Here is a 17322-nt window from a genome sequence, read left to right as displayed (position 1 = left end):
GAGGCTGTGGACAACGGGGTCGGCAATCGGCCACATGGCCTGTGAAACAGGGCGCTGCGCGCCAGCGGATACAGTCGCCCCCATGACCAAGTGGGAATACGCAACTGTGCCGCTGCTCGTCCACGCCACGAAGCAGATTCTGGACACCTGGGGCGAGGACGGCTGGGAACTCGTCCAGGTCGTCCCCGGGCCGAACAACCCGGAGCAGCTCGTCGCCTACCTGAAGCGGGCGAAGGCGTGAGCGCGGTCGAGGCGAGGCTCGCCGAGCTCGGCCTGACCCTGCCGGCGGTCGTGCCGCCCCTCGCGGCCTACCAGCCCGCGGTGCAGTCCGGCCCGTACGTGTACACCGCCGGCCAGCTGCCCATGGTCGACGGCAAGCTGCCCGTCACCGGCAAGGTCGGCGCCGAGGTCACCCCCGAGGAGGCCAAGGCACTGGCCCGCACCTGCGCGCTGAACGCCCTGGCCGCCGTCAAGTCCGTCGCGGGCGACCTGGACCGCGTCGCGCGCGTGGTGAAGGTCGTCGGCTTCGTGGCCTCGGCCTCGGATTTCACCGGCCAGCCCGCCGTGCTCAACGGCGCGAGCGAGCTGCTGGGCGAGGTCTTCGGCGACAAGGGCGTGCACGCGCGCAGTGCGGTGGGCGTCGCGGTGCTGCCGCTGGACGCGCCGGTCGAGGTCGAGATCCAGGTGGAGCTCGCTCCGTAGGGCCTGTGCTGCCGGCTCAGGGCCTGTCCCGCCGTTCCCCGGCGTCGAGCAGGCGTTCCGTGGGAGCGCGCTGACCTCGGGGAGCTCTCGAACATTCGCGCACCACGGGATAGCCTCGCGCCCATGGCGAATGGGCAGTGGTTCCCCCAGGACTGGCCGGAACGCATCCGCGCGCTGGCGGACGGCGAGCTCACTCCGGTCGTCCCGAAGCGCGCGGCCACCGTCATGCTCCTGAAGGACACCGACGGCGGCCCCGTGGTGCACATGCTGCGCCGACGCGCCTCCATGGCCTTCGCCGGAGGCGCGTACGCCTATCCCGGTGGCGGCGTCGACCCCCGTGACGACGACCGGCACGTGCGCTGGGCGGGCCCCACGCGTGCGTGGTGGGCCGAGCGGCTGGGCGTCGACGAGACGGCCGCACAGGCGATCGTCTGCGCGGCCGTGCGCGAGACGTACGAGGAGGCCGGCGTCCTGCTCGCGGGGCCGACGCCCGACTCGGTCGTCGGTGACATCACGGGCGCCGAATGGGAGACGGACCGGGCCGCGGTGGCCGCCCGTGAGCTGTCCTTCGCCGAGTTCCTCGACCGCCGCGGCCTCGTCCTGCGGTCGGATCTGCTGGGCGCCTGGACGCGCTGGATCACCCCGGAGTTCGAGCCCCGCCGCTACGACACCTGGTTCTTCGTGGCCGCGCTGCCGGAAGGACAGCGCACCCGCAACGCGTCCACGGAGGCCGACCGCACGGTGTGGATCCGCCCGGCGGACGCCGCTGCCTCGTACGACAAGGGCGAGCTGCTGATGATGCCGCCCACCATCGCGACCCTGCGCCGGCTCACCCCGTACGCCACGGCGGCGGAAGCGCTCGCCGCGGCCCCGGACCTCGACCTCGCCCCCGTCCTGGCGCAGGCCCGGCTGGTGGAGGGCGAGGTCGTGCTCTCCTGGCCCGGACACGACGAGTTCACCAAGCGGATCGGCGCCGAGACCACGGGAAGGGGGCCCGCATGACGGCCCTCCGCACGGCTCGGCGCCCGGCCGTCCGCACGACAGCGCTCCGGATGAGGGACGTCCCCGCGACAGCGCTCCGCGCGACCGACGTCCCCGCGACAACCGTCCGCAAGACACCCGTCCTCGTGTCGGGCACGCGCATGACGGGCACCGGCGCCATGGACACCCGCGCCATGGGTACTCGCATCATGGGCAAGGAGACGGTGAGCACGCGCGTCACGGGCGCGGTCGCGCCGTCCGGCCCGCGCGGGACTGGCGCCCGTCGGCCGTACGGGGGCGTCGTCGCGGCCGCCGACCGCCACCGCGACGTTGTCCCTGGCGCCAGGGAAGGGGTCCCGGCATGACCGACGCAGCCGCCCTGCCCGGCCAGCCCCGCGGCGGAGCCCTCTCGGGCCCGGCCACCGCGCGCGCGGTCAACATCCTCGCCCCGAACGCGTCCGCCATGACCCTGGACGGCACGAACACCTGGATCGTCTCCGAGCCCGACTCCGACCTGGCGGTCGTGATCGACCCGGGCCCCCTGGACGACGGCCATCTGCGCGCCGTCGTGGACACCGCCGGGCGGGCCGGCAAGCGCGTCGCGCTGACCCTGTTGACCCACGGCCACCCCGACCACGCGGAGGGCGCCGTCCGTTTCGCCGGGCTGACCGGCACGAAGGTGCGGGCCCTGGACCCGGCGCTGCGGCTCGGCGACGAGGGCCTGGGCGCCGGGGACGTGATCGCCGTGGGCGGCCTGGAGCTGCGGGTCGTCCCGACGCCCGGCCACACCGCCGACTCCCTGTGCTTCCATCTCCCGGCCGACCGGGCCGTCCTGACCGGCGATACGATCCTGGGCCGGGGAACGACCGTCGTGGCGCACCCCGACGGTCGCCTGGGCGACTATCTGGACTCCCTGCGGCGGCTGCGGTCCCTCACGGTCGACGACGGCGTCCACACGGTCCTTCCGGGCCACGGCCCGGTGCTCGAGGACGCCCAGGGCGCAGTCGAGTTCTACCTCGCCCACCGCGCCCACCGCCTCGCCCAGGTCGAGACCGCGGTCGAGAACGGCCGGCACAACCCCACCGACGTCGTGGCCCATGTGTACGCCGACGTCGACCGCTCGCTGTGGCCGGCGGCGGAACTGTCGGTGCGGGCCCAGCTGGAGTACCTGACGGAGCGCGGGCTCATCTGACCCGCACCGCAGGGAACGGGTCGGCTCCCCTCGCCGGGTCGGGTCAGTCGGGTCTCGGGGCCTTCACGCCGTGCACGCGCGCGTACTCCAGGGCGAGCCAGGGGCCCAGGTCGTCGACGTAGGACGAGAGGACTGCGCGGTCGTCCCGGGGCTCGTACCCGAGGACGGCCGCGGCCCGCAGCTGCTCCGCGCGCCGCGGGTAGTAGGCGCCGAAGGCCTCCGCCATCTCGTGGAGGTCGCTCGTCCAGCCGTTCCAGCGGGGCATGACGAGGGTGAAGCCGGTCCGCACGAGACGCCGGGACATGAACCGCACGAGAGACCGCCGGGCGCCCTCGGAGTCCGCCGCGGCGATGCGCTCGCGCCAGCGCGGCAGGAGCCGGGCGAGGTCGCCGTTGGTCTCGCGCGCGAGGAGGGAGTCGGGGCGGTAGCGGGGGAGGTGCTCGGCCAGGTCCGCACCGAGCAGGGGAGTGCACAGGCAGGCCACGAACCACCCCAGGTCGTGCGTCTCCAGGTCGCTCAGCACGCGCGGACGGTCGACCAGGAGCGTCCCGCAGCCGTCGATCTGCGGGAACTCGCTGTCGAGGGTCTCGTCGAGCGCATCGGCCGCCGCCCGGTCCCGTGCGGTCGGCTCGTCGAGCAGCACCACCAGCAGGTCGAGGTCGCTGCGCCCCACGCGCGCGGCGCCGCGCGGGATCGACCCGTAGAGGTACGCGCTGTGCAGCTGCGCCGCGAAGAGGTCGAGGAGGCGGTCACGGGCGGTCGCGACGACGGGGCGGAAGACCGTCGGCACGCGCGCGAGGGAGCCTTCGCGCGCGATGAACCCCTGGGCGTCGAGACCTCTGGACGGAAGCGTTTCTGCCATGGGGCCACTGTGCTGCGCGTGACGGCGGCACGGCGGATCATTTTCGGGCGCGGGCTCGGGTGCATACGAGGGGCGCAGACGCGGGCGCCGGCTCGGCGGAGGTCCGGCGCGGCCGCGCCGTGAAAGCCCGCGCCCCTGGAGCGCACGAGGCGGCCGCTCAGGGGCGTCGGCAGGGGCCTGGGGGCGGGTGGGCCCCCAGGGTCGGTCACGGCGACCGGCGTCACCCCTCGGAAGCGGGCAGCGGGCAGCGGCCAGCAGCCGACGGCTGGCGGCTAGCGCGAGCGCTTGGCCAGTCGCTCTACGTCGAGAAGGATGACGGCGCGTGCCTCCAGGCGCAGCCACCCACGCTGGGCGAAGTCCGCCAGGGCCTTGTTCACGGTCTCCCGCGAGGCGCCGACGAGCTGTGCCAGCTCCTCCTGGGTGAGGTCGTGGACGACGTGGATGCCTTCCTCGGACTGCACGCCGAAGCGGCGCGAGAGGTCCAAAAGGGCGCGGGCCACACGGCCGGGAACGTCCGAGAACACCAGGTCGGACATGGCGTCATTGGTCTTGCGCAGGCGCCGGGCGACGGCGCGCAGGAGTGCGGTGGCCACTTCCGGGCGGGCGTTCAGCCAGGGCTGGAGGTCGCCGTGGCCGAGGCCGAGCAGCTTCACCTCGGTGAGGGCGGTGGCCGTCGCCGTCCGCGGACCCGGGTCGAAGAGCGACAGCTCTCCGATGAGCTCGCTGGGGCCCACCACGGCCAGCATGTTCTCCCGGCCGTCCGGGGAGGTGCGGTGGAGCTTGACCTTGCCCTCGGTGACGACGTAGAGCCGGTCGCCCGGATCGCCCTCGTGGAACAGGGAGTCGCCGCGGGCCAGGGTCACCTCGCTCATGGAGGCGCGCAGTTCCGCGGCCTGCTCGTCGTCGAGTGCCGCGAAGAGCGGGTTGCGCCGCAGAACGTCGTCCACGAGTTCTCTCCTTGTCGACCTGCTCGGGGGATCTTGCTCCCCCGAGTACCAGGGGACCGTGTTCCCCACTCTGCCGGAAGGTCCAAACAGTGTGATCTGTCACAAGGATGCCGCACACATGTCCTGAGGTAAGCGGCAGGGGTCCAATTGGGGGCTGATCTTCAGGGTCCGGGGCGGATGTCGGTCCCGGGCTTTAGGCTGGCCGAGTGTCCAAAACGCCGGTGAGAGCACAGGCCTAGGGGGCTGGGCGGGTGGTTGTACGTCGCGTTTCCGCTGTGGGCGAACAGAACTCTGGTGGTGGTAGGAAAACGGCAAAGGTGGCAAACGAGATGCCTGGTGAGAAAGCCGTGGAAACGACCGGCGGAGCAGCCGGCGAAAAGGCTTCCGGGGAACAGAGCGGCGGCCGTGGGGCCGCAGACGGGTCCGCTCCGGCGAAGAAGGCGGCGGCACGGAAACCGCCGGTGAAGAAGTCCCCGGCCACGGAAACCGCCGCAGGTGAGGCCCCGGCCAGGAAAGCTTCGGTCAAGAAGGCCCCGGCCAAGCAGGCTCCGGGCAGGACGGCGCCGGCCAAGAAGGCTCCGGCCAAGCGGGTCGCCGGCGAGAAGTCCGCCACGGCAGCGAAGGCCGTCGTCAGGAAGCCCGAGTCCCGCACCGCCCTCGTCCGCCGCGCCCGCCGTATCGACCGCGAGCTCGCGGAGATCTACCCCTACGCGCACCCCGAGCTGGACTTCGTCGATCCGTTCCAGCTGCTCGTCGCCACGGTCCTGTCCGCCCAGACCACCGACCTCCGGGTGAACCAGACGACTCCCGGCCTCTTCGCCAAGTACCCCACCCCGGAGGACCTGGCCGCCGCCGACCCGGAGGAGGTGGAGGAGATCCTGCGTCCCACCGGTTTCTTCCGGGCCAAGACCAAGTCGGTGATCGGCCTCTCCAAGGCCCTGGTGGAGGAGTTCGGCGGCGAGGTCCCCGGCCGGCTCGAGGACCTGGTGAAGCTGCCCGGCGTCGGCCGCAAGACCGCCTTCGTGGTGCTGGGCAACGCGTTCGGCAGGCCCGGGATCACCGTGGACACGCACTTCCAACGGCTCGTACGGCGCTGGCAGTGGACCGAGCAGACGGAGCCGGACAAGATCGAGGCCGAGATAGCGGCGCTCTTCCCCAAGAGCGAGTGGACGATGCTCTCGCACCACGTGATCTTCCACGGTCGCCGCATCTGCCACGCCCGCAAGCCCGCCTGCGGCGCCTGCCCCCTCGCCCCCCTCTGCCCGGCGTACGGGGAGGGGGAGACGGACCCGGAGAAGGCGAAGAAGCTCCTGAAGTACGAGAAGGGCGGCTTCCCCGGCCAGCGGCTGAACCCGCCCCAGTCCTACCTGGACGCGGGCGGGAAGCCGGCCCCGCCGCTGGGGGCCGGATGACGCGAGAGCTGACGGCCGCGGGGCCCACCGCGGCGGGGCAGGCGCGTCCTGAACGGCGCTCTGCCGCTGTGGCGGTCGACGCAGGTGCTGAACGGCGCTCTGCCTCCGTGCCGATCGAGGCGGGTGCTGAGCGGCGCTCTGCCTCCGTGGTGATCGACAAGGGACCCGCGGAACGATCTGCCGGTGTCCGGGCGTTGGACTCGGCAGAACGGGGGGTGGTGTGGCGATGACGCGAGCGAGCGATACCCAGGGCGGTTCGGTGACGGTCAGCAAGGAGGGCCTGCCCGCCTGGCTGGATCCGGTGGTGCGCGCCGTGGAGACCGTCCAGCCGCCCCAGCTCAGCCGCTTCCTCCCCCCGGCGAACGGCGCGGGGCGCCAGTCGGCCGTCCTGATCCTGTTCGGCGAGGGCGACCGCGGCCCCGAGCTGCTGCTCATGGAGCGGGCGAGCTCCCTGCGCTCCCACGCGGGCCAGCCCTCCTTCCCGGGCGGCGCCCTCGACCCGGAGGACGGCGACCCGCACGGCGACGGCCCGCTCAGAGCCGCCCTGCGCGAGGCCGAGGAGGAGACCGGGCTCGATCCGTCCGGCGTCCAGCTCTTCGGCGTGCTGCCCAAGCTGTACATCCCGGTCAGCGGCTTCGTCGTCACCCCGGTGCTGGGCTGGTGGCGTGAGCCGAGCCCCGTGGGCGTCGTCGACCCCGGTGAGACGGCCCGGGTCTTCACGGTCCCCGTGGCGGATCTCACGAATCCGGGCAACCGGGCCACGACCGTGCATCCGAGCGGTCACCACGGCCCGGGATTCCTGGTCGAATCCGCCCTTGTGTGGGGGTTCACGGCCGGTGTCATCGACCGGTTGCTGCACTTCGCGGGCTGGGAGCTGCCCTGGGACCGTGAGAAGCAGGTCCCGCTGGACTGGCGGTCATGACAGGGTGAGCCCCGTGAATGTGCTGGACATCCTGTTGCTGGTCGCCGCCCTCTGGTTCGCGGTGGTGGGCTACCGCCAGGGCTTCGTCGTCGGCATCCTGTCGGTGATCGGCTTCCTGGGCGGCGGCCTCGTCGCCGTCTACCTGCTGCCCGTGATCTGGGACGCGCTGACCGAGAAGTCCGAGGTGAGCACCACGGCCGCCGTAGTGGCGGTGATCGTGGTGATCGTCTGCGCCTCGATCGGCCAGGCGCTCACCACCCATCTCGGCAACAAGCTGCGCCGGTACATCACCTGGTCCCCGGCCCGCGCGCTGGACGCGACGGGCGGCGCGCTGGTCAACGTCGTGGCGATGCTGCTGGTGGCCTGGCTGATCGGCTCCGCCCTGGCCGGCACCACCCTGCCGACCCTCGGCAAGGAGGTCCGCAGCTCCAACGTGCTGCAAGGGGTGTCCCGGGCGCTGCCCGCCCAGGCCGACACCTGGTTCGCCGACTTCTCCTCCGTCCTCGCGCAGAACGGCTTCCCGCAGGTCTTCAGCCCGTTCTCCAACGAGCCGATCACCGACGTCCGGCCGCCCGACCCGGCGCTGGCGAACAGTGCGGTGGCCAAGCGCGCCCAGCGCTCCATCGTCAAGGTCATGGGCACCGCGGAGAGCTGCGGCAAGGTCCTGGAGGGCACCGGGTTCGTGTTCGGCGAGCGCAGGGTCATGACCAACGCGCACGTCGTCGGCGGGGTCGACGAGCCCACCGTCCAGATAGGCGGTGAGGGACGCAAGTACGACGCCACGGTCGTGCTGTACGACTGGAAACGCGACATCGCGGTCCTGGACGTGCCGGATCTCGACGCGCCGGCCCTGCGGTTCGCCACCGAGGACGCGGCGAGCGGCGACAGCGCGATCGTCGCGGGCTTCCCGGAGAACGGGTCGTACGACGTGCGCGCCGCGCGGGTACGCGGGCGCATCACGGCCAACGGTCCCGACATCTACCATCGCGGCACCGTGCGCCGTGACGTGTACTCGCTGTTCACGACCGTCCGCCAGGGCAACTCCGGAGGCCCGCTCCTCACCCCCGAAGGCAAGGTGTACGGCGTGGTCTTCGCGAAGTCCCTGGACGACGCCGAAACCGGCTACGCCCTCACCGCGGACGAGATCCAGCAGGACATCTCCACGGGACGCACCGCGGGGCAGCAGGTGGACAGCGACAGCTGCGCTCTCTGACCGCGCGCTCCGCACTCTCAGCGCTCTCCTCGCCTAATGCATACGAGGTGCATACGAGGTTGCGGTTGCGGTACGGGGGCTTCGGCCGCGTTCGCCCAGGGCCGCCCGCGGCCTGTGTCAGCCTCGAGGGTGGCGCAGGCGGACCGAGACCCAGCGGGCCCGGCGGCGCAGGATGCGCGGGATGCCCACCCGGAGATCGGAATCCGGAAGTTGCGGGTCCGCGCCTCGTCGGTGGGGGCTCAGGCCACTGGCCGAGCGGCGGTTGCGTCCTGCGTCACTGTAGTCGTGCGTCCAGCCCATACCCGGACGTCTGCCCCTGCCCCAAGGTCGATAACCGCCCGGGCAGCCGCCAATTGGCCTATGCGTCAGGCATTTGGCTGATCGTCGTACAGGTGTGCCGAGCCGGATGTCCGGGCCCGGCCGAACGGTGTACCGATCGCGATCGAACGGTCACCGGTCGGGTTCGGAATCCTTCAACCAACTGACCAGTTCAGTGGAGAACGCGACCGGATCCTCCTCGTGCGGAAAGTGCCCGAGTCCGTCGAACAGCCTCCAGCGGTACGGCGCTTCGACGTACTCGCCGGAACCGGCCGCACTGCGGGTGCGCATCACCGGATCGAGGGAGCCGTGCAGATGCAGCGTGGGCACCCGCACCGGCCGCTTCATACGCCGGTAGAACTGGACGCCGTCCGGACGCGCCAGCGAGCGCACCAGCCACCGGTACGGCTCGACGGCGCAGTGCGCGGTGGAGGGGATGCACATCGCGCGCCGGTAGGTCTCCACCGCGTCGTCCTCCGGCAGCCGCGGCCCTGACCAGTCCCGCATCAGCCGGCCCACCAGCTCGCCGTCGTCGGCGGTGAGCTGCCGTTCCGGGATCCACGGCCGCTGGAACCCCCAGATGTGGGAACTCGCGGCGGTCTGCCGGACGTCGGCCAGCATCGCCGAGCGCCAGCGCCGGGGATGCGGCATCGACGCGACGACGAGCCGCCGCACGAGCTTGGGGCGCATCACGGCCGCCGTCCACGCCAGGTAGCCGCCGAGGTCGTGGCCGACCAGCGCGGCGTCCGGCTCGCCCAGGGAGCGGATCACGCCGGTGATGTCGAGGGCGAGGTTGGCCGGGTCGTAGCCGCGGGGCGTGCGGTCGCTGCCGCCCACGCCCCGCAAGTCCATGGCCACGGCGCGGAAACCGGCGTCGGCCAGCGCGACCAGCTGGTGCCGCCACGTCCACCAGAACTGCGGGAAGCCGTGGACGAGCATGACGAGCGGACCGTCACCCGCCTCCGCGATGTGGAACCGCGCGCCGTTCGCGGCGACCTCGCGGTGGGTGACCGGCGTGCCGAAGACCGCGTCCGGCCGTACGAGCGAGGCGGGCGGCGGTGAGGGAAGCGCGGGGTCCGTCATGACGACGAGCGTGCCACAGCCTCGAGGGCCTCCGGCGCCCGCTCCTGGGGCAGCTCGGGCCGCGGGTGCGGCTTGGCGTTCTGCAGGACGCCCGCCGTCTCCTTCATGGACGCGGCCACCTTCTGCGGCCCCTTGCCCTTCTGCGCCTTCTTGGCGAAGACCACGCCGATCATTACCAGGACGACCGCCACCAGCACGTTCGCCGCGAAGGACAGCAGGAAGCAGATCGCCAGGTTCCAGTCGCTCCAGGTCCGGATGCCGTACGCCAGGGCGAAGTTCAGCATCGGCAGGGAGAACACCAGGACCGCGCCGGCCACCGAGAACGCCCCGCCGCTCACGGCGCCGCGCTTGACGTCCTGCTTCAACTGCGCCTTCGCCAGCGCGATCTCGTCATGCACCAGCGCCGACAATTCGGTCGTCGCCGAGGCGAACAGCTGGCCGATGCTGCGTTCGGCGCCGACCGGGCTGCCGTCGGGTGCGCTCATCGCGTTCTCCCTCTCCTGCTGCTCTGTGTTTCCGGGTCCCGAGGGCCGGGGTGCCGGATGCGTTTCCGGCTTCTGCCCGGCTTCGGGCCCGGTTCGTTTCCAGTTTCGGAGCCGGTCGTTTCCGGGTTCGTTTCCGGTTTCGGTTCCGGGTTCTTTTGTACCGTCCCGTCAGATCATGCCGGACGGTCGCCGTCCTCGCCTGCCCCGCCCGGCACTTCGGCAAGCCCGTGGCGCGCGGCGGCATCCTCCTGGGCGATCCGCCGGCCGATCTCCTCGGCCGTCCGGCGGTGTTCGGCGGCCTTGCGGTCGTGGATCTCCGCCATCCGCAGGTGGTACGCCGGGTCGTCCTGCTCGTAGACGTCGGGGATGCCGTCGAGGTCTTCGTCGCGCTCCTCCGTCTCGCACATCCGGCGGTACCGGGCGTTGCGCAGCTTCAGCAGCACCGTCGCCAGGGTCGCCGAGATCAGCGAGCCCAGCAGGACGGCGGCCTTCACCTCGTCGGTCAGGGCCGCGTCGCCCTCGAAGGCCAGCTCCCCGATCAGCAGCGAGACGGTGAAACCGATGCCGGCGAGGGACGCGACGGCGAAGACGTCCGCCCAGGCCAGGTCCTCGCTGAGCGAAGCCCGGGTGTAACGGACGGTCAGCCAGGTCCCGCCGAAGATGCCTAGCGTCTTGCCGATCACGAGGCCGAGCACTACGCCCAGCGTCTCCGGCCGGCCGAACACGTCCGCCAGGGCGTTGCCCGAGAGGGTCACCCCGGCGCTGAACAGGGCGAACAGCGGGACCGCGACCCCGGCGGAGAAGGGCCGCACCAGGTGCTCGATCCGCTCGCCGGGGGAGCGCTCCTCGCCGTCGCGCGTCGTGCAGCGCAGCATCAGCCCCATGGCGACGCCGGCGATCGTGGCATGGACGCCGCTGTTGTACATCAGCGCCCACACGATCAGCGCGAGCGGCAGATACACGTACCAGCCGCGTACGCCCGAGCGCAGCAGGAGCCAGAAGACGACGAGCCCCGCGGCCGCGCCGCCGAGCGCGGCCAGGTTGATGCTGCTCGTGAAGAAGACCGCGATGATCAGGATCGCGAAGAGGTCGTCGACGACGGCGAGGGTGAGCAGGAAGGCGCGCAGCGCACTCGGCAGCGAGGTGCCGATGACGGCGAGCACGGCGAGCGCGAACGCGATGTCGGTGGCCGTGGGCACGGCCCAGCCGCTCATGTCGCCGCCGCCCGTGAGGTTCGTGAGCGTGTAGACGAGCGCCGGCACGGCCATGCCGCTCAGGGCGGCCGCGACCGGGAGCGCGGCGGCCCTCGGGTCCTTGAGGTCACCGGCGACGAGTTCGCGTTTGAGTTCGATGCCGGCGACGAAGAAGAACACGGCGAGGAGACCGTCGGCCGCCCAGTGCTCCACGGACAGGTGGAGTCCGAGGGCCGAGGGACCCAGGTGGAAGTGGCTCACGCTCTCGTAGGCGTCGTGCAGTGCGGGTACGTTCGCCCAGATCAGCGCGGCCACGGCCGCCGCGAGCAGCAGCACCCCGCCGACGGTCTCGGTGCGCAGGGCGTCCGCGACGAAGTTCCGTTCGGGGAGGGAGAGCCGTCCGAACACCTTGCGGGGGGAGGGGGCCGGGGGGCGGGGCGCGTTCACGGGGGAGACCTCCGGTCGGTGGGCAGGGCTGAGCACATGCCGACCAGACTTCCCGGCGCACCTGAGGTTCACGTTTCTTCCTGAGCCTACCCGCGGCACGGCGGGACGCATCAGGAGCGTGCGGCTCCTGTGCAGGGCACGGGTCTCCCTCGGGTGCGGCTCGGGTGCCGCTCGCGGGCAGGGAATGGGGCGGCCCCGGGTGCGGACGCGCAGGCGCGCAAAGGGCCGCCCGGCGCAGCACGCGCCGGACGGCCCTGGTGGCGAGCGTGTCCGCGGGGACCCCCGAGGGAGGCCTCCCGGGGCTCAGTCCTCGCTGGGTGCGGCGGGGAGCTTGGCCTGGATGAGGTCCATGACCGTGGAGTCGGTCAGCGTGGTGACGTCACCCAGCTGTCGGTTCTCCGCGACGTCCCGCAGCAGCCGGCGCATGATCTTGCCGGAGCGGGTCTTCGGCAGCTCCGCGACCGGCAGGACGCGCTTCGGCTTGGCGATCGGGCCGAGCGTGGCGCCGACGTGGTTGCGCAGGTCGGCGACGAGCTGCTCGTCCTCCGCGTTCGCCGTGCCGCGCAGGATGACGAAGGCGACGATGGCCTGTCCGGTCGTCTCGTCCGCGGCGCCCACGACGGCCGCCTCGGCGACGGACGGGTGGGACACCAGCGCGGACTCCACCTCGGTGGTGGAGATGTTGTGGCCCGACACCAGCATCACGTCGTCGACGCGCCCGAGGAGCCATACGTCCCCGTCGTCGTCCTTCTTCGCCCCGTCGCCCGCGAAGTACCTGCCCTCGAAGCGGGACCAGTACGTGTCGAGGAACCGCTGGTCGTCGCCCCAGATGGTGCGCAGCATCGACGGCCACGGCTCGGTCAGGACCAGATAGCCGCCGCCCCCGTTCGGCACCTCGTTGGCCTCGTCGTCGACGACGGTCGCGGAGATGCCCGGCAGCGGCGTCTGCGCCGACCCCGGCTTGGTCGCCGTCACGCCCGGCAGCGGCGAGATCATCATCGCGCCGGTCTCCGTCTGCCACCAGGTGTCCACGACGGGCGTGCGGTCGCCCCCGATGTGCTTGCGGTACCAGATCCACGCCTCGGGGTTGATCGGCTCCCCGACCGAGCCCAGCACGCGCAGGCTGCTGAGGTCGAACTTCGCGGGGATGTCGTCGCCCCACTTCATGAACGTGCGGATCGCGGTCGGCGCCGTGTACAGGATCGTGACCCCGTACTTCTGCACGATCTCCCAGAAGCGGCCCTGGTGGGGGGTGTCGGGTGTGCCCTCGTACATGACCTGCGTCGCGCCGTTGGCCAACGGCCCGTACACGATGTACGAGTGGCCGGTCACCCAGCCGACGTCGGCTGTGCACCAGTACACGTCGGTCTCGGGCTTGAGGTCGAAGACCGCGTGGTGGGTGTACGCGGTCTGCGTGAGGTAGCCGCCGGAGGTGTGCAGGATGCCCTTCGGCTTCCCCGTGGTGCCGGAGGTGTAGAGGATGAAGAGCGGGTGCTCGGCCTCGAACGCCTCGGGTGTGTGCTCGGTCGGCTGCCGGTCGACGGCCTCGTGCCACCACACGTCCCGGCCCTCGGTCCAGGCCACCTCCTGGCCGGTGCGCCGCACCACGAGGACGTGCTCGACGCTGTCCACGCGCGCGACGGCGTCGTCGACGGCCGGCTTCAGCGCGGACGGCTTGCCGCGCCGGTAACCGCCGTCGGACGTGATGACGACCTTGGCGTCCGCGTCCTGGATCCGGGTGGCCAGCGCGTCCGCCGAGAAGCCGCCGAAGACGACGGAGTGCGCCGCGCCGATCCGGGCGCAGGCGAGCATCGCGATCGCCGTCTCGGGGATCATCGGCATGTACACCGCGACCCGGTCGCCCTTGCGAACTCCCAGCTCCAGAAGGGCGTTGGCGGCCTTGGACACCTCGTCCTTGAGCTCCGCGTAGGTGAGAGCGCGGCTGTCGCCCGGCTCACCCTCGAAGTGGATGGCGACCCGGTCTCCGTTGCCGGCCTCCACGTGCCGGTCGACGCAGTTGTAGGCGACGTTGAGCGCGCCGTCCTTGAACCACTTGGCGAACGGCGGGTTGGACCAGTCCAGCGTCTCGGTCGGCTCCTTGGCCCAGGCGAGCCGACGGGCCTGCTCGGCCCAGAAGCCGAGCCTGTCAGCCTTGGCCTGCTCGTACGCCTCCGCCGTGACGTTGGCGTGGGCCGCCAGCTCGGCGGGCGGCGTGAACCTGCGCTCTTCCTTGAGCAGGTTGGAAAGTGAAGGAGACTCGGTCATACGCCACTCTCCTCCCCCAGCAGGTTGGCCAGGCTTTCGTTGTTCACGACATCTCCCTCTCGAAGGGTGTCCGTGTCCGTTGTGTCCCAGGCCACAGCTCATCAGACCCGAGGGGCCGGTGACAAGGGCCGACGAATAATTGGTTTAGACCTGTCCGGGACCGGGTGGAGCGTCCGGGTCGCGGGCGGGGGGCCGGGACGGAGGCCGGGACGGGGTCGGTATCGGGGCGGGCCGGGGTGACACGAGGTGCTCGCCCCCGCCACGGTGAGCCAGGGGTCATCCGTACCCACGGACACGGAGCGGAAGGAGTTCAGCGGGTGTAACGCCTCTCACACCGCCCGCCCCTCTCCGCAGGGGCCGTTGCCCTCCCGTCCGAGTCCGGAAGGGCAACGGTGCGCGGTGTGTTGACGTATGCGCGTCGAGGCTCAGGCGGACACGTCGGTCACTCCTGCGTCCGACACCCCTGCATCCGTCACCCCCACGTGGTCGAAGACCTCGCCGTCGCCCTGCCCGGCCTCGGTGAGCAGATACGTCTGCGCTTCGCCGACGTGGAAGTACAGGCCGTGCAACTCCAGCGCCCCGGCCTGCAGCGCCCGAGTCACGGACGGGTGCGTCCGCAGGTGCTCCAGTTGCTGGACGACGTTGGTCAGGCACAGCTGCTCGACCGTGTCCGCCGCGGCCCGTCCGGCCAGCCGGGCGACCGGACGGCCGGCGTCGGCCATCCGCTCCAGGCTCGGCAGGCCGTGCCGCAGCCACCGTCTCAGTGGAGTGCGTGCCGCGCCGGGCTCGCAGGTGAGCAGCGCCTGCATGGCTCCGCACCCCGAGTGCCCGCACACCGTGATGGACCGCACGTTCAGCACGTCCACCGCGTACTCGATCGCGGCGGCCACCGAGTCGTCCCCGCTGTCCTCGCCGGGCGGGGGCACCAGGTTGCCCACATTGCGCACCACGAACAGGTCGCCTGGACCACTGGAGGTGATCATCGACGTGACCAGTCGTGAGTCGGCGCAGGCGAGGAACAGCTGGGACGGCTGCTGCCCCTCCCGCGCCAGTCGAGCCAGCTCGCCCCGCACCAGCGGCGCGGTGTTGCGCTGGAACGCGCTGATCCCACGGACGAGCCGACGTGCGCTCGGCCCGGACGTCCGCGCCTCGGTTCCGCTCCCGGACCCCACGGCTCCGCCGGTGCCGGCGGTCCCGGCGGTCCGGCGGGCCCAGGCGTCTGCGTGGCCGTCAGCGGACCTCCCGGTGCGGGCGGAGGCGCCGTTGCCGGGAACACTGCCGACCTCGGGAATGCCGTCGGCATCGGCGGGCCCGTCGAACCCCGGCCGGGCCTCGTCGGCCCCGGCTCCGGCCGCCGACCCGTCGGATTCACTGTCGCGCGTGAGGCCGTGAACCGGTTCGCCATGCGGTGGTTCGTCATGCGTTGGTTCGCCATGCGTCGGTTCACCGTGCAGCGGCTCGCCGTGCCCTCCGACCGGCTGCCCGGCCGCCGGTGTCGACTCCGAGCTGCCGGACATGCCGGCCGTACCGCTGCCGGTACCGCCGCCCAAGCCACCGTCCGCACCGTCCCCGGCACCGTGGTCGAGTGACAGGGGAGCGGAACGCGGTTGCTCGCACTGGTGGTTGCGCCAAGGCGTCCAGGGTCGGCAGCGGCAGTCGGCGAGGGCCGTGCCCGCTTCCTGGCCGTGGCCGGCGCCTTCGGCGACGGCAGCCTCGAGGACTCTGCCCCCGAAGGCGGAGCGCCGTCCGGTCAGGTCGACCGAGCCGCCGTGTGCGGTGTGCGTCTTCTGCCAGTGCTGCAGTGACTCGTAGGCGGCGTGATCCATGAAGGAGCCGTCCAACTCGACCACGACATGGGTTCCTTGGGGGACGAGGTGCAGGATGCGGCTGAGCCGCGGCACCGCGAGGAACGTCAACTGGCCTCTGACCTGTACGTGATGGGCTCCTTCCTTCTCATGGTGCGTGATGCGGGTGCGGGCGAGGCGGTGCAGGGCCACCGCGACGGCCACGGCGATGCCGAGGGCCACGCCTTCGAGGACGCCGAGGACCACCACTGCGAGGGTGGTGACGGCGTACACCAGTACCTCTCGGTGGCGCGTCACCGTGCGAATGTGGTGCAGGGACACCATCTGGATGCCGACGGCCATCACCAGGGCGGCGAGTGAGGCGAGCGGGATGAGATCCAGGATCGGGACCATCAGCAGCGCGGCGACTACTACGAGAACGCCGTGCAGCATCGTGGAGTTCCGGCTCACGGCACCGGCTCGGACGTTCGCCGAGCTGCGCACGGCAACGCCCGCGACCGGGAGTCCGCCGAGTGCGCCGGAGACGATGTTGGCCGCGCCCTGGCCGAGCAGCTCGCGGTCCAGATCGGAGCGGCCGACGCGGGCGGAGCGGGAGCCGAGCAGGCCGGGCCGGGTGGCGATCATCTTGTCCACGGCGACCGCTCCGAGCAGCGACTGGACACTGCAGACGAGCGTGGTGGTGAGGACGGCGGCCACCAGCCCGAGCACCGGTCCCTCGGGGAGCCCGGCCAGGGCGTGACTACTCCAGGACGGCAGGTCGACCTTCGGCAGGGTGAGGCCGGCGAGCGCGGCCATCGTGGTGGCGCCGGTGACCGCGACCAGTGCGGCGGGCACCTTGTTGAGCAGACGCCCCGCCCGGCCGGGGATACGCGGCCAGAGCAGCAGCAGGGCCAGCGTCAGCGCGCTCACGACGACGGCCGACGGGTGCAGGTGGGCCAACTGGGGCGGCAGACTGCGCAGGTTGTCGAGGACGGAGCTCTGCGGGTTGCCGCCGAGGACGACATGGAGCTGGGCTACGGCGATGGTGACGCCGATGCCGGCGAGCATGCCGTGCACGATGGCGGGACTGACCGCGAGGGCCGTGCGCGCCACGCGCAGGCAGCCGAGGCCCAGTTGGGCGAGTCCGGCGAGGACGGTGATGGCGCAGGTCGTCCGCCATCCGTAGCGCTGGATGAGATCGGCGGTGACGACGGTCAGACCCGCCGCGGGGCCGCTGACCTGGAGCGGCGACCCGCCGATCCAGCCGGCGACGATCCCGCCCACGGCGGCGGCCACGAGGCCGGCCTGAAGGGGCGCGCCGGTGGCGAGGGCGATGCCGAGGGACAGCGGCAGGGCGATCAGGAACACCGCGATCGAGGCGGACACGTCGGCGCCCGCGACACGGAAGCGGCGACGAGGGGGCGGTGGCGGACTGTGGGGCTGCTGGACGCGCTTCGTGTGCGTCGAGTGGGCGGTGGTGCGGGTGGGGACGCAGGCGGACATGGTTCCCGTCTCC

16 protein-coding genes are annotated in these 17322 nt (G+C 72.0%); 8 read left to right on the top strand and 8 right to left on the bottom strand.

Features of this window, described 5'->3' with window-relative positions; genetic code table 11:
* Nucleotides 1–82: 82 nt before the first annotated feature.
* From OHS82_RS19745 to OHS82_RS19725, 5 genes are all read left to right on the top strand, one after another.
* Entirely contained in the window at nucleotides 83–241 is a 159-nt protein-coding gene (locus OHS82_RS19745; RefSeq protein WP_020129281.1) for a DUF4177 domain-containing protein, read from the top strand.
* A complete protein-coding gene (locus OHS82_RS19740; RefSeq protein WP_057577837.1) occupies nucleotides 238–702 on the top strand; it encodes a RidA family protein in 465 nt (154 codons plus the stop codon). The genes OHS82_RS19745 and OHS82_RS19740 overlap by 4 nt, the downstream gene beginning before the upstream one ends.
* 123 nt (nucleotides 703–825) lie before the next feature.
* Nucleotides 826–1704 (top strand): NUDIX hydrolase, encoded by an 879-nt coding sequence (locus tag OHS82_RS19735; protein ID WP_057577836.1) that lies wholly within the window; start codon nucleotides 826–828, stop codon nucleotides 1702–1704.
* Complete coding sequence (locus OHS82_RS19730) at nucleotides 1701–2048, top strand: hypothetical protein (RefSeq protein WP_328434226.1); 348 nt, start codon at nucleotides 1701–1703, stop codon at nucleotides 2046–2048. Before OHS82_RS19735 ends, OHS82_RS19730 begins: the two co-directional genes overlap by 4 nt.
* Complete coding sequence (locus tag OHS82_RS19725; RefSeq protein WP_328434225.1) at nucleotides 2045–2875, top strand: MBL fold metallo-hydrolase; 831 nt, start codon at nucleotides 2045–2047, stop codon at nucleotides 2873–2875. Before OHS82_RS19730 ends, OHS82_RS19725 begins: the two co-directional genes overlap by 4 nt.
* 43 nt (nucleotides 2876–2918) lie before the next feature.
* On the opposite strand, the gene OHS82_RS19720 is transcribed toward OHS82_RS19725, so the two are convergent.
* Together OHS82_RS19720 and OHS82_RS19715 are read right to left on the bottom strand one after the other, a co-directional pair.
* Nucleotides 2919–3737, bottom strand: coding sequence for a nucleotidyltransferase (locus OHS82_RS19720; protein ID WP_057577833.1), 819 nt, complete (start codon nucleotides 3735–3737; stop codon nucleotides 2919–2921).
* Between the two features lie 272 nt (nucleotides 3738–4009).
* Nucleotides 4010–4684, bottom strand: coding sequence for a Crp/Fnr family transcriptional regulator (locus OHS82_RS19715; protein WP_020129286.1), 675 nt, complete (start codon nucleotides 4682–4684; stop codon nucleotides 4010–4012).
* A gap of 329 nt (nucleotides 4685–5013) precedes the next feature.
* Here OHS82_RS19715 and nth point away from each other — a divergent pair, with 329 nt between their 5' ends.
* From nth to OHS82_RS19700, 3 genes are all read left to right on the top strand, one after another.
* Nucleotides 5014–6096 carry an endonuclease III gene (gene nth / locus OHS82_RS19710; RefSeq protein ID WP_328434224.1) on the top strand — a complete coding sequence of 361 codons (1083 nt, stop codon included), beginning with the start codon at nucleotides 5014–5016 and terminating at the stop codon, nucleotides 6094–6096.
* Nucleotides 6097–6322: 226 nt separating this feature from the next.
* Complete coding sequence (locus OHS82_RS19705; RefSeq protein WP_057577831.1) at nucleotides 6323–7018, top strand: NUDIX hydrolase; 696 nt, start codon at nucleotides 6323–6325, stop codon at nucleotides 7016–7018.
* A gap of 13 nt (nucleotides 7019–7031) precedes the next feature.
* Nucleotides 7032–8231 carry a MarP family serine protease gene (locus tag OHS82_RS19700; RefSeq protein ID WP_057577830.1) on the top strand — a complete coding sequence of 400 codons (1200 nt, stop codon included), beginning with the start codon at nucleotides 7032–7034 and terminating at the stop codon, nucleotides 8229–8231.
* A 117-nt stretch (nucleotides 8232–8348) separates the two neighbouring features.
* On the opposite strand, the gene OHS82_RS19695 is transcribed toward OHS82_RS19700, so the two are convergent.
* The 6 genes from OHS82_RS19695 to OHS82_RS19670 all read right to left on the bottom strand — a co-directional run bounded on the left by OHS82_RS19695 (nucleotide 8349) and on the right by OHS82_RS19670 (nucleotide 17309).
* The gene (locus OHS82_RS19695; RefSeq protein ID WP_079041174.1) at nucleotides 8349–8531 is read right to left on the bottom strand and encodes a hypothetical protein; all 183 of its coding nucleotides are present in this window, start codon (nucleotides 8529–8531) and stop codon (nucleotides 8349–8351) included.
* Nucleotides 8532–8681: 150 nt separating this feature from the next.
* The gene (locus tag OHS82_RS19690) at nucleotides 8682–9632 is read right to left on the bottom strand and encodes an alpha/beta fold hydrolase (protein WP_328434223.1); all 951 of its coding nucleotides are present in this window, start codon (nucleotides 9630–9632) and stop codon (nucleotides 8682–8684) included.
* Nucleotides 9629–10117, bottom strand: a complete 489-nt coding sequence (locus tag OHS82_RS19685; RefSeq protein WP_057577828.1) for a phage holin family protein — start codon at nucleotides 10115–10117, stop codon at nucleotides 9629–9631. The genes OHS82_RS19690 and OHS82_RS19685 overlap by 4 nt, the downstream gene beginning before the upstream one ends.
* A 173-nt stretch (nucleotides 10118–10290) precedes the next feature.
* Complete coding sequence (gene nhaA / locus OHS82_RS19680) at nucleotides 10291–11757, bottom strand: Na+/H+ antiporter NhaA (protein ID WP_057577827.1); 1467 nt, start codon at nucleotides 11755–11757, stop codon at nucleotides 10291–10293.
* A gap of 303 nt (nucleotides 11758–12060) precedes the next feature.
* Entirely contained in the window at nucleotides 12061–14022 is a 1962-nt protein-coding gene (gene acs / locus OHS82_RS19675; protein WP_057577826.1) for an acetate--CoA ligase, read from the bottom strand.
* A 425-nt stretch (nucleotides 14023–14447) separates the two neighbouring features.
* Complete coding sequence (locus tag OHS82_RS19670; protein WP_328434222.1) at nucleotides 14448–17309, bottom strand: bifunctional SulP family inorganic anion transporter/carbonic anhydrase; 2862 nt, start codon at nucleotides 17307–17309, stop codon at nucleotides 14448–14450.
* Nucleotides 17310–17322 lie beyond the last annotated feature (13 nt).

The sequence above is a fragment of the Streptomyces sp. NBC_00425 genome (assembly GCF_036030735.1).
Taxonomy (GTDB): domain Bacteria; phylum Actinomycetota; class Actinomycetes; order Streptomycetales; family Streptomycetaceae; genus Streptomyces.
This window is presented reverse-complemented; position numbering and strand designations above follow the sequence as displayed.

Coding starts and splice junctions, on each gene's coding strand:
- acs (WP_057577826.1), bottom strand. CDS start 14,022: ATGACCGAGTCTCCTTCACTTTCCAACCTGCTCAAGGAAGAGCGCAGG.
- OHS82_RS19695 (WP_079041174.1), bottom strand. CDS start 8,531: ATGGGCTGGACGCACGACTACAGTGACGCAGGACGCAACCGCCGCTCG.
- OHS82_RS19685 (WP_057577828.1), bottom strand. CDS start 10,117: ATGAGCGCACCCGACGGCAGCCCGGTCGGCGCCGAACGCAGCATCGGC.
- OHS82_RS19730 (WP_328434226.1), top strand. CDS start 1,701: ATGACGGCCCTCCGCACGGCTCGGCGCCCGGCCGTCCGCACGACAGCG.
- OHS82_RS19725 (WP_328434225.1), top strand. CDS start 2,045: ATGACCGACGCAGCCGCCCTGCCCGGCCAGCCCCGCGGCGGAGCCCTC.
- nth (WP_328434224.1), top strand. CDS start 5,014: ATGCCTGGTGAGAAAGCCGTGGAAACGACCGGCGGAGCAGCCGGCGAA.
- OHS82_RS19745 (WP_020129281.1), top strand. CDS start 83: ATGACCAAGTGGGAATACGCAACTGTGCCGCTGCTCGTCCACGCCACG.
- OHS82_RS19690 (WP_328434223.1), bottom strand. CDS start 9,632: ATGACGGACCCCGCGCTTCCCTCACCGCCGCCCGCCTCGCTCGTACGG.
- OHS82_RS19705 (WP_057577831.1), top strand. CDS start 6,323: ATGACGCGAGCGAGCGATACCCAGGGCGGTTCGGTGACGGTCAGCAAG.
- OHS82_RS19720 (WP_057577833.1), bottom strand. CDS start 3,737: ATGGCAGAAACGCTTCCGTCCAGAGGTCTCGACGCCCAGGGGTTCATC.
- OHS82_RS19735 (WP_057577836.1), top strand. CDS start 826: ATGGCGAATGGGCAGTGGTTCCCCCAGGACTGGCCGGAACGCATCCGC.
- OHS82_RS19670 (WP_328434222.1), bottom strand. CDS start 17,309: ATGTCCGCCTGCGTCCCCACCCGCACCACCGCCCACTCGACGCACACG.